Genomic DNA, 15,573 nt, shown 5'->3' with positions numbered 1-15,573 from the left:
TATCTGCCTATTCTTATAACAGATCTTTTAAATTATCTTCTTTTAAATCCTTTGGAATCCACTCAACAATGGCTGTGTTAGATTGAGATGTTTCATCTATTGTCTTGATCCACTCTTTTTCTTGCTCGGCTCTAGCTTTTAAAATCTCGTTTTGGCTGCCGCTTGCAAAGTAACTTGAGTTGATGATCCACCATTTATTAAAGATTCCTGCCCTATCTAGGTCTTCCTTAAGTCTTTTCGCTTCATAGTAAGGAGTTGCTTCTGCTAAGGCTATAATTAGAACCTCTGTATAACCTTTGTCCTTAAGCCTTGGTAGTAGCTTCTTTGCTGATTCAGGTACATCTCCCTGGCTTCTTGAAATTTCCTTATTATAGCTTTCGGTTGATTCTAAAAGAAGGATAGTATGACCAGTTGGTGCTGTGTCTATTACTACTATTTCATCTTCTGACTTGTCTACTATTTCAGCAAAGGCACGAAAGACTGCAATTTCTTGAGTACATGGACTTCTTAAATCTTCTTCGATATAGTCAATGTCTTCCTCACTTGCCCCTTCTTCTTTTGCTTTCCCTATGACTTCCTCTCTATAAGATTCAAGCTCCTTATCTTCATCTATATAGGAAATACTCAAATTTTCTCTTTCAGTTATTATATATTTTAGATGGTCGGCTGGGTCTGTTGTTGCAAGATGAACCTTTTTCCCCTTATCATTAAGGCCTAAGGCAATAGCAGCTGCTATAGTTGTTTTTCCTACCCCACCCTTACCCATGGTAAGGATAACTTTTTTATCGTTGTTATATAGGTCGTCAACAACATCTTGTAGCCTAGATATCTTGCTAGTATCTATGGTAACTGAAGACTCCATTTTTTCTTCTATATCATCTGAGAAAAATTTTCTAAGATTTTCAATACTTGATGTATTGTATGGTTTAAGTGGAATATAATAAGTTTCAAGCTCTTTTAGCCCTTCTGGCATTGCTTCCACGTCTTTTTTTTGCATATTGTGTATAGCTGTTGAAAGATCATCATCATAGGAATCTAACATACCATTAATTATGTGAACTTGGTTGTCTATACCAATTTCGTGAAGTTCATTTGAGGTCCTTGCCGCTTCCTTTAGTGCTGTTTCTATAGGTCTAGAAACTAGTATAAGGCTAGTTAGGTCACTGTCAGCTAGGTTTTCAACAGCTTTTTTATAAATACCTCTTTCTTCATCTAACCCTGATAGCTGACCTAAGCAAGATGCTCCATACTTGTTGTTATCTAAAAAGTTTGTCCACGCTGAAGGTAATTCTAGCATTCTTAGTGTATGACCTGTTGGAGCAGTATCAAATATTATATGGTCATACTCTTCTGCAAGCTCTTCATCAGCTATAAAGCTTGTGAATTCCTTAAAAGCTGCCACTTCAGTTGTACATGTTCCCGAAAGCTGCTCTTCCATGGCTTTTATAACCTCATCCGGCAACTTGCCTCTTTGGGGCCCAACTACGCTTTCTTTATAGTCTTCTAGGGCTTTCTCTGGTTCAAAGTTAGCTAGTTTTAAATTCTTTACCTTATCTATATCTCTTACTTTATTATCTAAGTCTGTATGAAAAATATCCTGTAAGTTTGAGGCTGGGTCTGTACTTACAAGGATAACTTTTTTACCTTGGTCTGCTAGATTTATAGCAAGACTTGAGGCTATAGAAGTTTTACCTACACCACCCTTGCCTGTAAAGAAAAGATACTTATTTAGCTTAATATTTTCTGGGTTGAATCTTGTATACACATTGACCTCCTATCCTATCTATTTGTTTTCTTTATTCTTTTTCATTCTTCGAATTTCTAAACCAGACATTATATATTCTTTAGGTATATCTAAAAATTCAACAAATTCATCATTTGTAGGGTATTCTCTTGTTTTGACTACTTCATCGTCAACCATTGTTATAGGAAGTACTTCTACCCCTTCTTCATTTAACAGCTTGCTTATTTTATCATTTTCAGCGTAAAGCTGTGGTTCGTCATTTAGGTTATGTCTTATTACTTCTATATTCTTTTTGCTTAACCTACTAATCACTGTGGATACCCTTAATAAGTTCTTGTCTATTGATGGTCCACATAAACCTGTTGGACAGCACATTGCTGGGTCATAAATTACCATTTGTTTCATTCTAACACTCCTTTATCATTTACTTTTTCTTACATTTTTTACAAATACAGTCTTCTTTATCTTCAGTAATATAATCTATGAAGTCTTTAACCTCTCCTATTCTTTCAAGGTTTAGAGTATATCTCATCCAAGCCCCATCCCTTCTTCCGTTAACAAGGCCTGAGTCTGTTAAGTTTTTCATGTGATAGCTTAGGGTTGATTGAGAAATACTCAAACCATCCAAAATATCACAGGCACAAATCTCTCCACATGAGAGCATATCAATTATTTTTAGCCTGGTTTCATCGGACAAAACCTTGAATATAGGCGTGAACTCTGCGTATGATCTTTTCATAATTCTCTCCTTTCTTTATTTGATATATCGATATACTTCAATGATATCGATTAATTTCGATTTCATATTTATTATACACCTCATATCGATAGTTGTCAATGTTTTTATGTTATTTATTTCCCAACAAAAAAATGTATCAACCCTTACCCTATATCAGGATTTAGGTTGATACACAATTTTTTTCTTTATCATCTTACTTATTTTTAATTCATTGAGGAGAATGAATTTTTATTTTGTTTCAAATGCAGGAACAACAGCTCCATTATACTTTTCTTTTATAAAGTCAGCACATTCTTTTGAAGTTAATACCTTTACAAGTTTCTTAATCTTTTCAGAGTTTTCATCACCATTTCTAACAACGATACAGTTTACGAAAGGAGTGTCATTTCCTTCAATTGCAAGTGAATCTTCTACTGGATTTAGTTTTACTTGTAGAGCGTAATTTGAATTTATAACTCCAAGGTCCACGTCTTGGTATGTGTTTGCAATGTTTGCAGCTTCTACGATTGTGAACTTTAAGTTCTTAGGATTTTCTACAATATCTTTTTCAGTTGCTTTAATGTCGTTGCTGTCTTTTAATTTAATAAGACCTTGTTTTTCTAAAAGTTGTAGTGCTCTTGCTCCGTTTGAAACATCATCTGGAATGATTACTTCTGCTCCATCTGGAATTTCATCTAAAGATTCGTATTTTGTTGAGTATATTCCCATTGGCTCTGAGTGAATTTCTCCAGCCACTACAAAGTCATATCCAAACTCGTCCTTTTGTTGTTCCAAATATTGTTTGTGTTGGAAGAAGTTTGCATCAATTGTCTTTTCTTCAAGGGCAGTATTTGGCATAATATAGTCATCAAATGGAACAATTTCCACTGTTATTCCCTCTTTTTCAAACTCTTCATTTAATCCTTCAAGTATTTCTGCATGTGGTACAGCTGACGCACCAACTTTTACTACTTCTTTTTCTGCTCCTGAGTCTGCATCTGCTCCTGTTGATGTAGTATTTCCACTTCCATCTTTACATCCTGTGAAGGCAAATAGTGAAAGCACTAATGCCCCTAATAAAATTTTCTTTTTCATATTTCTCTCCTTTATTTTTTATCTATTTTTTTACTTATGAAACTACCTAAAAGCTGTACGATTTGAACAATAACTATAATTACAAAGACTGATGCTAATAATACATTGTACATTCTTCTTTGGTAGCCATATCTATATGCAAGTTGTCCAAGGCCTCCTCCACCAAGGATACCAACCATTGCTGAATAACCAACTATATTTATGATTGTCATTGTGATTCCAGAAATAACCAAGGGCATTGACTCTGGTATGATTACCTTCTTCACAATCTGTCCATTTGTTGATCCCATTGCCTGTGCTGCTTCTATTAAACCTTTGTCTATGGATAAGAAGTATCCTTCCATTAGCCTTGCTACAAATGGAATAGTAGCTATTGAAAGTGATAGGATTGATGCTTGTGTTCCTGTTGATCTACCAATTAGTAGTCTTGCAAGTGGTATTACAAGAAGTATTAGTATTACAAATGGAATTGATCTAAAAATATTTATAATTACATCAAGCACTTTGTAGAGCTTTGGCATCTCTTTAATTCCTCCTGGCCTACTTATCATAAGTACTATTCCAAGTGGTAGTCCTATTGCTATGGATATAAGTGCTGTTGCAAAAACCATGTATAATGTAGTGAAGGTCTCTGGTACTACTAAATCTAATATCTCTTTAAAACTCATTACAACACCTCCACTTTCACATTATTTTCTTCAAGGTAGTCAAGTACCTTTCCAACTTCTTCGTTGTCACCTAAGACTTCTACAATCATGTATCCGAGAGAGTCCCCAATAACTGAATTTATCTTCCCTTGAATTAGATTAATTGGTACATCAAAGTTTTTTATTAAATTTGAAAGTACTGGCTGTTTAGAATTTTCTTCGTCATAAGATAGTCTAAGTAGTTTACCTTTCGTTTCAAGGTTCTTCCATGAAAAGGACTCATCCGGTTCAATTAAGTTCTCTATAAAGGACAATGTCCTCTTGTTCTTTGGCTTAGCAAAAATACCCTTTACAGTATTTTCTTCAATTATCTTTCCATTTTCCATTACTGCAATTCTGTCACAAATGTCCTTTGCCACTTCCATTTGATGGGTAATCATTATTATTGTGGTATTAAGTTCTTTTACAATTTTTCTAAATAGCTCAAGAATTTGTTTTGTGTTTGCCGGGTCAAGAGCTGATGTTCCTTCATCACTAAGTAGTACTTTTGGTCTTGTTGCAATTGCCCTTGCTATGGCAACTCTTTGCTTTTGTCCACCAGATATTTCTGAAGGATATGAATTTCTCTTTTCTGTTAAATCTACAAATTCTAAAAGTTTATTTACTCTGCTTTCTATTTCGGACTTAGATACATTAGATATCTCAAGGGGATATGCTATGTTTTCAAAAACAGTCTTTTGGTTGAATAGATTAAATGACTGAAATATCATTGAAATATCTTTACGTTCTTTCAACAACTCCTCTTTTGCCATAGAAGTGATGTCCTTGTCATCTATCAATATAGTTCCCGATGTTGGTTCTTCAAGTCTATTTAAACATCTTACAAGAGTAGATTTCCCTGCTCCACTCAAACCGATGATTCCATAAATCTCACCACCAGCTACTTTAAATGAAACATCATCTACCGCTTTAAATTTTTTGTCTTCTAAAGAAAACTCCTTAGTAAGATTTTTTACCTCTATCATTTCGTCCTCCCTAAAGGTCTATGAAATTAATGATTTGAGTATAGAAAAAAACACGAGTATTGTCAATGAAATACCCGTGTTTTGGTTATACCTATTATTTATAGCTGGATATTAACAAGCTGTGACATAGTGTTTCCAATGTCTTCGTAAAACACGAAGTCGGCTCTGCTGTCGTAGTTTGTTTTTGTTTTATTGATTAAAACCAAAGTATCTCCTCTGAAATATCTATAAAACCTGCTGCAGGATAAACCATTAATGATGATCCACCTACAATTAAAATTTCTGCGTTTTCAATTAAATTTATGGCATTATTTATATTTTCTAAATCAAGTGCCTCTCCATATAAAACTACATCTGGTCTTAAAACCCCTCCACAGTTTGGACATTTAATTGAAAAATCTCTCTCCTTCATATCCCCAAAATTCAAATACTTTCCACAATTAACACAGTGGTAGTCACGAAGGTTTCCATGAATTTCGATTACATTTTTACTTCCCGCAAGTTGGTGAAGTGAGTCAATATTTTGTGTTACAATTCCCTTTAGCTTACCCATGTCTTCAAGTTTTTTTAATGCCAAATGGCAATTGTTTGGCTTTGCCTTTTCATAAATTAAATTATTTCTAACATAGTCCATAAACTCCCTTGGGTGTTCATGAAAAAACTCATGGCTTAACATATACTCAGGGCTATATCCCTTGTTGTTCTTTTCATTGTAAAGGCCTGTAGCAGAACGAAAATCTGGTATACCAGATGCTGTTGAAACTCCAGCACCACCAAAAAATACTATGTTATTAGACTTTTTTATTTTTTCTTTTAATTCATCAATATTATTTGAAGTCATAAATACCTCCTAATAGTACTTTACTTCCTCCAGCTCTTTTCCATTAAAATAAAAAACTATCTCTTTACATTTACCCATATATAGCGTTAACATTTCATCCATTGAGGCAGATTTGTTTTCCATTTCTATAAATTCTTGTAAATCCATCCAAAAAAGTTTTCCCTCTGGAGAGTCTTCTATAAGTTCTCCTTCAAAGCACTCGGTGTAATAGAGATGGGACAAAAGCCTTTGGTCTATGCTCTTATCATACCACTGAACAATACCTTTTAGTTCAATATTTTTTATGTCAAGATTGGTCTCTTCCTTAATCTCCCTTATAACTGAGTCATGAATTGACTCAACTGGTTCAACATGACCTCCAGGAAAAGTTAAACCTTCCCACCCCTCTTTAATCGGTTTGTCTAAAACCAAAACCTCTTTTGTCTTGGGATTATAAATCATACACATATTAAGTATTACTATTTCCATAATTCACCACCAAAAAAAGATGGCATATACCATCCTTTTAATTCTTATTTATTCTTCATATACTCATTATATTCCACTTCGGTGTAGTAATTCAAATATCTATCGTTTAATAAAACACCTAAATTAAATAAAATCCCTCCGATAATTGAATTTATAAAATAAATGTTTGGCAAAAAGTATAGGGCTAAAAAACCAAGTAATGTTCCAAATCGAATTATGGTCATTGCAGCCTTCGATTTTTGCAATTTTTGAACATAGAAGTTGTTCTTTAAAATAATATATCTAAAACCGATGGATATAATTAATATGAACAGTCCAAATATCGGAATAAATAAATCTTTCCTATTTACAAAGTAATCATAAATTCCCTGGAACAGTATTATAGTTGCAATAACTTGAAGAACCAAACTTAAATTTCTAAGAAGATGTAAATTTTTATTTTTAAGTTGTCTTACAATTAATGCAAATATAAATCCTATAAGTGTTATAACAACCCAACCAAATGATACTTCATATAGAGGGATGTTCTTACTTGCAAACTCCAACCCACCTTGGACAAATTTTGTATTTTTTAATCCATCTGGTAACACGCCAAACACATCAAACATTGACGCAATGGCAGTAAATACCAAAGTTATTCTAAACACCGTCATGTCATTTTTAAATACTTTTGAGGAAAGCTCCAAAAATATCATCACTATTGAAAGAGGATACAAAAAAATTAGTACAGGCAATGAAAGTTTTATTATTTGACTAAGCCCAAAATTTGAAATCACAAATGATACTAAAGCTATAGCAACTGCAAATTTTTTATAACTAACCTTTGGAAATATTTTATTGAACACTTCAGAACAAGCAGTTATAAGTCCTACTGCCGTCTTTAAACAGGCAACAGTAACTATAGTTGCAAGTAATATCTGTCCCATATTTCCAAGAAAATGTCTTGAGATATCATATAGGGCAATTCCACCGTTTTCTGCAGGTTTTAACACTCCTAAGCTTGTAGCTCCCATATATACAAGTGATCCATAGATAACAGACATAAGTATAACTGTAACCACACCAGACTTTATAGTATATTTTACAATCTCCTTAGGTTCATCAACTCCAATATTCCTTATTGAATTTATAACTATTACTGAAAAGGCAAGGGCTGCCAACACGTCCATGGTGTTATAACCTTCAACAAATCCCTTTGAAAAAGGAGAAGCTGTATAGCTTTCTGTAACCGATTGTAAACTTGCAACTCCCATTGGCTTTATAAATGCAAAAATCAAAAGTATTGATAAAACTACCAAGAAAATTGGATTTAAAACCTTACCGACATAAGTCATAATTTTATTTGGTTTCAAAGCTAAAATAAGTGCGACTAAATAAAAAATAAATGTAAATAAAAGCAATGCAATTCGCATCTTATCAGCTGAAATATTGCTGCTAAGTCCTACTTCAAAAGATGTTGTGCTAAGTCTTGGCAGTGCAAAGAAAGGTCCAATAGTAAGATATAGACAAATTGTAAAAAAGTATCCATAGCCCCTACCTATCTTCTTCGTCATATCAAGTAAGTCTTCAGACTTGCTATATCCAACTGCAAGAACTCCTAAAAAGGGCATTCCTACTGCAGTTATCAAAAATCCAATAAGTGCAGGAACATAATTTTTTCCTGATAGTTGCCCCATCAAAACAGGAAATATTAAATTTCCAGCTCCAAAGAAAAGTCCAAATAGCATGGAGCCTATTGCCAAGTAGTTTTTAAAAGATTTTTTCATTTTTTCTCCTCTAAGTAAATTTTTCTTATTATACTATAGTTTTTTTATTTTTCCAATAGGAAAACAATTATAATTTCATTTACTTTAAACAAATTTTTTCGTTACATTTCTACATTTTATTTTATCACATGAATGAGGATTATTTCGATATCCCTTTGAATATGATAAAATTATTTTAACTAAAAGAAAGGAAGATAAAATGAAAAAAAGATTATTAAGCATAGCTTTACTATTAACTGTGGTGCTTACATTTGTAGGATGTAAAAACAACTCTAACACCGATTCAACTTCAAATGAGTACAAACTCCAAGCTACCATTGAACTCATTGAAGATGGAGAGAGTTTCAAAAAAGAAACTTTGAGCTTTAACGAAGGCGAAAAACTCCTTGATGTTATGAAAAGAAATTTAGAACTGGAAGAAAAAGACGGATTTATTACATCAATTGACGGTCACACCCAAGACGAAGACTCAAACAAGTATTGGTTATACACCGTTAACGGTGAAATGGCAGAAGTTGGAGCAAATCAGTTTGAACTTCGGGACAAAGATGAAGTTGTTTTTACATTGGAAGAATTAAAAAATGAGTAATAAAAGAATTGCACTGTTGGCAATTTTAACGGGAGCTACCGTACTTGGACGGATTGTAATGGCTCCCGTGCCAAATGTGCAGCCGGTAACTGTAATCTTAATTTTTTTATCCATCTACATGGGTCTTACAGATGCCCTAATAGTTAATGCACTTGTAATCTTTATTTCAAATATGTATCTTGGATTTGGTCCATGGACCTTTTATCAAATCCTATCCTACAGCATAATAATATTTCTTTCCTTTTTCCTTTCTAAAATAAAAAAATTTAAAAATTCGATGCTACTTCAAACTATCTTTGCAGTTTTTTGTGGAATTCTTTACGGATTTGTTATTTCAATATTTACAGCTACCATGTTTTCAAAGACATCAAACTTTTTTGTTTACTACTTAAATGGACTATACTTTGATATTATGCATGGAGTTGGAAATGCAGTTTTATATGTATTACTTATTCCTCCGTTAAAAGTTGCATTAAGAAAATACAAAAAATTTTGACTTTCTTTGACCTATTTGCTATAATAATCATAGGTGATAAGACTTCTACAAAGGAGATGATATTATGTTTAAAAAAATTTCACCAAGAAAGACAAGCGCATTACAAGGTCAATTTAAAGATCTATATGGTATGATGGATGATTTTTTCACTGAAAATATAAATTTATCAGGTAACACAAATTTTAAAGTAGATGTAAGAGAGTTAGAAGATTCATATTTAGTAGAAGCAGAATTGCCTGGATTTAAAAAAGACGAAGTAAAAATTTCATTTAAAAATGGCGAACTTACAATTGACGCTGAAAAGAGAGAAGAAACTGAAGAGACTTCTAAGGATAAAAACTATGTTCACAGAGAGATGAAATACAGTTCAATGACAAGAACACTCTACTTTGAAAATGTTGAAAAAGAAGGGCTAAAAGCAAAGTTAAATGACGGAATACTTGAAGTAAAAGTTCCAAAGACAAACTCAAAAAGTGAAGATGACTATATCAATATAGACTAAAAAAAGGGATGGCAGAAGCTGTCCCTTTTAAAATGCATTCCAAAACATATAAAAACCTATTAGTAGTACTAAAAATCCTAAAATATTATTTAAAACATTTCCTATCTTTGAATAGGTTTCACTATTTTTCATCTTTTTTACATATCCAACTGAAGTTCCTGAAAGAATTATTAAAAAGCTATGTCCCAGTGAATACATAAGCATTAAAAATATTCCCCAAAGAATATTTCCCGTGCCCGAAAGGATTCCAAGAAGTGCAACAAGTACTGGAGTTGAACATGGGGACGAAAAAAACCCTCCAACAATTCCCGCAAGGAATGCACCGATACTTCCTCTCTTCTTGTCCTTCATCATAAGTTTTTTTGACGGGATAAAATTATAGATGCCCCAGGTTTGAAGGGCCATTAAAATCATTAGTACTCCAAGGATGATATACCATGTTCTCGAAGTGTTTCCAATTAATTTTCCCGCCAACATGGCAACAACTGAAAGACTTACAAAGGTCAGTGCCATTCCAATTGCAAATAGCACCGAATATTTGAAAGCCCTCTTAGTGTCCCTCTCCTCAAGGCCTGAAACATAGGAAATTATAAGGGGAACCATGGAAAGGCTACATGGTGTAAGGGAAGTCAAAATCCCTGCCACAATTGCAAGTACTGGCGCTATCCACACATTGTCCCCTATGACCTGTGCAATTTGACTAAGCCAATTTTGAATCATTACTGTTCAACTCCCATTTCCTTTACAATTTCAAGTAGCTGTTCTTCATTTAAGAAGCCTTGATGAATTGTAAACATAGGTTTTTTTGTTACCTTGTGATTGTACATTTGAAGTTGATACTTCTCCCTTAATTCCTTACTTGGTTCAAAAGGAGTTCCATCGGCGTTGTAAAATATTTGAGTTGGAATAACTTGAATTGGCGCTTCCTTTGCCGCATCTGGGTTGTCGTCAATATCAACATACTTTACAAATGCCTTTCCCACCATCTTCTCATGAAACTTTTTATACTCAGGCTCCATCAATCTACATGGTTGACAGGTGTCTGATCCATAGTCAATTACCGCAGGAAGACCTGCATTTGCATACTCTTCAAGCTTTGGAAGTCCACTTTCTATGTCAAGTGAAAAGTCTCCCTCTGAATCTTCATTCGCCATTTCAGTTGAATTAACATTTGTTTCAACATCAGAAGATGTTTTTAAACTCTCCTTATTCTTAACAAAGTACATTCCTACAAGTGCAAGCACTATTACAATAGGAAGTATTATCTTCATTGTTTTATTATTCTTCATATTTACCTCCCAAATTAATAATACCCATGTTAGCATATAGAAAACATAGGAAATAAAAAGACCCTAAGTTAGACTTAGGGCTTACTTCTCTAAATATTCAGGAAATTCATGCACTTCTTGTCTTGTTTCATCCTCTAATAAATCTAACAGATTAGCTCTTTGGAGTTCTTTGAGCTCTTCTCCAGTTGCAGAAGTTGCTTGTCCATAGTACTCAGGTCCATCGTTATTCACATCGTCTCCTGCTACCTTACTCAGAAACAAACTTAAATTTTCATATGAACTTCCATAATAATTTATTACTTTTAATGAATCTTTATCATCTTTCATTACAAGTCTTATTTTTTGGGGATCTTCTTCATTATTAAATATCTTTAAATCTGCATCATAAATAAATTCTCCATTTATTTTACTAACTTTTTCATTTACAATTTCAATATGAGATTTACCCCCTACTAAACCTAATTTTGAGTGTTTTTCAATTGAACTTTGCCTTATATACATTTCCTTATTAAACATTTCATTGTCTGGATCTAAATACTTATCATACATTTCTTTATAATCATAAGATTTATCGGTTAGGATATAGCTTTTCACAAAATTATATGCAAACTCTTCTACCTCTTCATCTGTTATCTCAGTATTTTTATTACATCCAAATAAAATAATTACGACCATGAATAACACTAATACTTTTGAAAGTTTTTTCATTTTATTCTCCTTAATATTAAAGAGGGTGGATTATGTTTAAGGTGTCTCACAATCTTCATCTAAGCTCATTGCAGGTGGAGCTGTAAATCCTTCTCTTATATTTGCAAGGTTTTGAAGTTGTGCTTTTCTTAATTCTTCTAAAGAATTATAGATTGTTTCTTCTGGTTCTTCTTCCGTTTCATCATCTGACTTAACCGGAGATATGCCCTTAGGCTCAGATCCATTTAAGTAAGATGTTGTCTTTGAGCTTAATTTTTCTGATGGCTTTAGACTTTCTTTAAGTGGCTTTATCATTTCCATTTCTTTATTTAATCTAAAGGATATTCCATCATTAAGACCATATAAATCTGTTACATAGAGCTTTCCATTATCATTTTCTACCGTAATAATTATGCTGTACTTAGTTCCTTGTGGACTTCTTTCAGGATCATCTGAATCAAATTTATGTTCACTTGTATCCCAAATCTCATCAAAGTCAACTTGAACTCTGTAAAGGTTTTTATATTTTTCCTTTAGCTCCACATTATTAAACTCATGTTCAAAAATAGTTATCTCAAGTCCATTATTTTTGAAATCTCTAACGATGGAATGGTCTACTGCATTTCTAACTTCCATTTCAGTATTAAAAAGCTCGTTTCCTGGTTTTAAATAATTTTCTTCAATGTCTTTGTAATCCATTGGTCTAAGTGATTGATAGGTTTCATCTGCAAATTTCTTTGCAAAACTTAACACTTCAGACTCAGTTAATTTGTCAATCTCTTCACTTTGCTTTGCATATGCCATATATCCCAGTGGAATTATTAAGCATATTGCTAACAAAACAGCTAAACTTTTTTTCATTTTTAACCTTTCTACCACCCTCATCTTTATTTTACATCACTAATAATTAAAATGATATAGCTTAAATCAATCTTAATAATTTTGTAATAATTTTGTAATGATTTTGTAATAATTAAAAAAGAGATACCTCTAAGATATCTCTCCTTGTTCGTCTATTGCATTTTTAAGTGTGTGCCATGCAAGCACTGCACATTTTACCCTTGCAGGCATTGTTGAAATGTTTTTAAATACATAGCCCTCTTCAAGTTCTTCTTCTAACTTTTCGTCGTCTGTCTCTTCTCCTCTAATCATCTTAAGGAAAAGATCAAGCTTTTCATAGGCTTCTTCAACTTTAAGTCCTCTTATTTGGTCACACATAATTGATGTGGAGGCTTGGCTTATGGCACAACCTATTCCAGTGTATGCAATGTCCTTTACCACACCGTCTTCTATGTCCACTCTAAGGGTTATGTCATCACCACAGCTTGGGTTATGTCCCCTCTCTTCCATGGTGTAGGGATCTAACACCCTCTTATTGCTCTTGTCTTGGCTATGCTCAAGTATTACTTGTGAATAAAGTTCATTAAGATCCAAATCCCATTACCCCCCTTACGGTTTTAAGTTTTTCTATAAAGTATTTTGCCTCTTCCAAATCGTTATAGAAGTATGGACTTACTCTATTTGATGCGGGTATTCCCAAATATTTTCCCAGTGGTTGAGCACAGTGATGTCCTGATCTTATGGCAATGCCATATGAATCTAAAATCGTTGCAACATCATGGGGATGTACATCGTCAACTGTAAATGTAATAACCCCCTGTCTCTTACTTGGGTCCTTAGTTCCAACTATATTTATATGTGGAACTTTTTTTATCTCTTCCACCAGGTACTCCATCATTTCACCATTGTGTTCTTCTATATAATCAAATCCCACATCATTTAAATAGTCTACGGCAGCCTTTAGTGAAACAGCTCCTTCAACATTTTGAGTTCCCGCTTCAAACTTGGTTGCCCCTGATGCAAATGTGGTTGTTTGTTCTTCAACATATTCTATCATGTCCCCACCTAATAAGAATGGTTCCATCTTTTCAAGTAACTCTGACTTTGCATATAAAACGCCAATACCCATTGCTGAAAGCATCTTGTGACCTGAAAATGTATAGAAGTCACAGTCAAGCTTAGTAACGTCCACAGGAATATGTGGCACTGCTTGGGCTCCGTCTATTACAGTAACTGCTCCCACTTCTTTTGCAAGTTTCATAAACTTTTCAACTGGTGAAACTGTACCAAGCACATTTGAAACATGATTGAATGCGACAATCTTTGTGTCTTCGTCAATCTTTTTAAAGTCCTCTTCCAAGTACTCTCCAGTTTCTCTATCTATATAGATATATTCAAGTTTTGCTCCAGTCTTTTGGCAAACTCTTTGCCATGGAACGATATTTGAATGATGTTCTGCAATTGTTATTACAATTTTGTCTCCCTCTTTAAGGAAATTTTCCCCATATGACCTTGCAACAAGGTTTAGTGCTTCCGAACCATTTTTTGTATACACAATTTCATCACTTGACTTTGCGCCAATAAACTTTGCTACTGCCTCTTTTGATTCTTCATATTCTCTCGTAGAATCAATTGAAAGCACATGGGCCGCCCTATGAGGGTTGCCGTTATATTTTGTATCATACTCTTCAACAGCTTTCATAACCTGTAAAGGTCTTTGAGAAGTTGCCCCATTGTCAAAGTATATAATAGGTCTTCCCTTAACCTCTCTATTTAAAATCGGAAAATCTTTTTTGTATCTATTCATTAAATCATCTCCAACTTTGCATCTAACGAGGAGATTATAAAGTTTCTAAGTTCTTCATCTTCTATTCTGTCAATAACACTTGAGAATGAACCTTCTACTATCATCTTCTTAGCTTCTATTTCAGTAAAGCCTCTACTCATAATGTAGAATAGAATATCTTCGTCAACCTGTCCTGCTGATGCGGCGTGGTTTCCTGCAACGTCATCTTCTCCTGCAAGAAGAATTGGTATAGCAAATGACTTTACCTTGTCATTTAGAAGGATTACATTTTCAGCTTCGTCACCTTCAGCGCCCTTGCATCCTTTAACGAAGTCCAAAGTTCCTCTAAAGTATTTTTTTGCATTGTCCTTTAACGCACCTTTTACTTGATAGTCTCCATTTGTATTCTTACCAATGAATTTGATGTCGTTGTAAAGATCTGTTAAAGAATTTCCTTCGCCGATGTAGATACAGTTAATATCTGCATGGGACTCGTCTCCCTTAAGTTCTGAAACATAGTGATAAAGAGTTTCTTCTCCCTCAAGGTTTACAATAAGGTAATTCAAATATGCATCTTCTGAAAGTTCTGTATATCTATGTTCAATATGTCTTTTAGCCTTTTGTCTTTGAACTTTAACAATATTTATTTTAGAGTTACGTTCTCCATAAACCCTTGTTAGTAAATTTGTGTATCCGTCTTCTTCTCCTCTAAAGTCAAGAGTTAAGTTAATTGTACTTCCCTCTTTTGCATATATAGAAAGGTCTGAAATAATATTTTTATTATCTTTGTCCATTGCAAAATCTAAATACACATCCACAACTTCATTTGGTTTTGCAAGGATATATTTCTTAAAGTTCGCCTTCTCCATAGCCTCCTTTAAAGACTCTTTGCTTGCGCCTACAAAGGTTTCTGGAATTTTAATTTCATTTTCAGTTGAATCTCTTAAAAATTCTTCGCCTTTCTTAATAGGATTTAATTTATATTCTCTTATGTCTTTGTTTAAGTCTTCAAGAGTTACGGAGTTTGCCTTTGTCCATCTAAAAGTTAAGACTGGAAGTTCATTATAAATTGTCATATTT

At 33.5% G+C, this 15,573-nt stretch carries 18 protein-coding genes and 1 pseudogene; 3 read left to right on the top strand and 16 right to left on the bottom strand.

The genetic code is table 11. From position 1 onward, the window contains the following. Positions 1–13: 13 nt before the first annotated feature. From arsA to brnQ, 9 genes and pseudogenes are all read right to left on the bottom strand, one after another. Positions 14–1,765, bottom strand: coding sequence for an arsenical pump-driving ATPase (arsA, locus tag BN2746_RS03010; protein WP_055078362.1), 1,752 nt, complete (start codon positions 1,763–1,765; stop codon positions 14–16). A gap of 18 nt (positions 1,766–1,783) precedes the next feature. Beyond that, on the bottom strand, positions 1,784–2,149 hold the full coding sequence (gene arsD / locus BN2746_RS03005; RefSeq protein ID WP_055078361.1) for an arsenite efflux transporter metallochaperone ArsD: 366 nt from the start codon (positions 2,147–2,149) through the stop codon (positions 1,784–1,786). Positions 2,150–2,168: 19 nt separating this feature from the next. Continuing rightward, a complete protein-coding gene (locus BN2746_RS03000) occupies positions 2,169–2,483 on the bottom strand; it encodes an ArsR/SmtB family transcription factor (RefSeq protein WP_055078360.1) in 315 nt (104 codons plus the stop codon). A gap of 228 nt (positions 2,484–2,711) precedes the next feature. Beyond that, positions 2,712–3,557 carry a MetQ/NlpA family ABC transporter substrate-binding protein gene (locus BN2746_RS02995; RefSeq protein WP_055078359.1) on the bottom strand — a complete coding sequence of 282 codons (846 nt, stop codon included), beginning with the start codon at positions 3,555–3,557 and terminating at the stop codon, positions 2,712–2,714. Positions 3,558–3,568: 11 nt separating this feature from the next. Then, complete coding sequence (locus tag BN2746_RS02990) at positions 3,569–4,225, bottom strand: methionine ABC transporter permease (RefSeq protein WP_055078358.1); 657 nt, start codon at positions 4,223–4,225, stop codon at positions 3,569–3,571. Further along, positions 4,225–5,229 carry a methionine ABC transporter ATP-binding protein gene (locus tag BN2746_RS02985; protein ID WP_055078357.1) on the bottom strand — a complete coding sequence of 335 codons (1,005 nt, stop codon included), beginning with the start codon at positions 5,227–5,229 and terminating at the stop codon, positions 4,225–4,227. The genes BN2746_RS02990 and BN2746_RS02985 overlap by 1 nt, the downstream gene beginning before the upstream one ends. A 98-nt stretch (positions 5,230–5,327) precedes the next feature. After that, positions 5,328–6,070: pseudogene (locus tag BN2746_RS02980) on the bottom strand (NAD-dependent protein deacylase). Between the two features lie 9 nt (positions 6,071–6,079). Continuing rightward, the gene (locus tag BN2746_RS02975; RefSeq protein WP_055078356.1) at positions 6,080–6,538 is read right to left on the bottom strand and encodes an 8-oxo-dGTP diphosphatase; all 459 of its coding nucleotides are present in this window, start codon (positions 6,536–6,538) and stop codon (positions 6,080–6,082) included. Between the two features lie 44 nt (positions 6,539–6,582). Continuing rightward, positions 6,583–8,304, bottom strand: a complete 1,722-nt coding sequence (gene brnQ, locus BN2746_RS02970; protein ID WP_077064907.1) for a branched-chain amino acid transport system II carrier protein — start codon at positions 8,302–8,304, stop codon at positions 6,583–6,585. Positions 8,305–8,503: 199 nt separating this feature from the next. Here brnQ and BN2746_RS02965 point away from each other — a divergent pair, with 199 nt between their 5' ends. The 3 genes from BN2746_RS02965 to BN2746_RS02955 all read left to right on the top strand — a co-directional run bounded on the left by BN2746_RS02965 (position 8,504) and on the right by BN2746_RS02955 (position 9,891). Continuing rightward, complete coding sequence (locus BN2746_RS02965) at positions 8,504–8,893, top strand: DUF4430 domain-containing protein (protein WP_055078355.1); 390 nt, start codon at positions 8,504–8,506, stop codon at positions 8,891–8,893. Next, complete coding sequence (locus BN2746_RS02960; protein ID WP_055078354.1) at positions 8,886–9,389, top strand: hypothetical protein; 504 nt, start codon at positions 8,886–8,888, stop codon at positions 9,387–9,389. The genes BN2746_RS02965 and BN2746_RS02960 overlap by 8 nt, the downstream gene beginning before the upstream one ends. Positions 9,390–9,453: 64 nt before the next feature. Beyond that, positions 9,454–9,891 carry an Hsp20/alpha crystallin family protein gene (locus BN2746_RS02955; RefSeq protein ID WP_055078353.1) on the top strand — a complete coding sequence of 146 codons (438 nt, stop codon included), beginning with the start codon at positions 9,454–9,456 and terminating at the stop codon, positions 9,889–9,891. Positions 9,892–9,918: 27 nt separating this feature from the next. Here the strand turns inward: BN2746_RS02955 and BN2746_RS02950 are convergent, their stop codons facing one another. The 7 genes from BN2746_RS02950 to BN2746_RS02920 all read right to left on the bottom strand — a co-directional run bounded on the left by BN2746_RS02950 (position 9,919) and on the right by BN2746_RS02920 (position 15,569). After that, positions 9,919–10,611: a cytochrome c biogenesis CcdA family protein gene (locus BN2746_RS02950; RefSeq protein ID WP_055078352.1), complete on the bottom strand. Its 693-nt coding sequence runs from the start codon at positions 10,609–10,611 to the stop codon at positions 9,919–9,921. Further along, a complete protein-coding gene (locus tag BN2746_RS02945) occupies positions 10,611–11,180 on the bottom strand; it encodes a thioredoxin family protein (RefSeq protein ID WP_055078351.1) in 570 nt (189 codons plus the stop codon). The genes BN2746_RS02950 and BN2746_RS02945 overlap by 1 nt, the downstream gene beginning before the upstream one ends. 81 nt (positions 11,181–11,261) lie before the next feature. Further along, entirely contained in the window at positions 11,262–11,888 is a 627-nt protein-coding gene (locus BN2746_RS02940; RefSeq protein ID WP_055078350.1) for a hypothetical protein, read from the bottom strand. Between the two features lie 36 nt (positions 11,889–11,924). Continuing rightward, positions 11,925–12,728 carry a hypothetical protein gene (locus BN2746_RS02935; protein ID WP_055078349.1) on the bottom strand — a complete coding sequence of 268 codons (804 nt, stop codon included), beginning with the start codon at positions 12,726–12,728 and terminating at the stop codon, positions 11,925–11,927. Between the two features lie 129 nt (positions 12,729–12,857). Next, entirely contained in the window at positions 12,858–13,301 is a 444-nt protein-coding gene (sufU, locus tag BN2746_RS02930; protein WP_055078348.1) for a Fe-S cluster assembly sulfur transfer protein SufU, read from the bottom strand. Beyond that, entirely contained in the window at positions 13,291–14,514 is a 1,224-nt protein-coding gene (locus tag BN2746_RS02925) for a SufS family cysteine desulfurase (RefSeq protein WP_055078347.1), read from the bottom strand. Before BN2746_RS02925 ends, sufU begins: the two co-directional genes overlap by 11 nt. Next, positions 14,514–15,569 carry a SufD family Fe-S cluster assembly protein gene (locus BN2746_RS02920; protein ID WP_055078346.1) on the bottom strand — a complete coding sequence of 352 codons (1,056 nt, stop codon included), beginning with the start codon at positions 15,567–15,569 and terminating at the stop codon, positions 14,514–14,516. Before BN2746_RS02920 ends, BN2746_RS02925 begins: the two co-directional genes overlap by 1 nt. Positions 15,570–15,573 lie beyond the last annotated feature (4 nt).

The organism is Lagierella massiliensis (genome assembly GCF_001407835.1).
Taxonomy (GTDB): domain Bacteria; phylum Bacillota; class Clostridia; order Tissierellales; family Peptoniphilaceae; genus Mediannikoviicoccus; species Mediannikoviicoccus massiliensis.
Note: the sequence above shows the minus strand (reverse complement) of the source record. Positions and strands in the feature narration are given on the sequence as shown.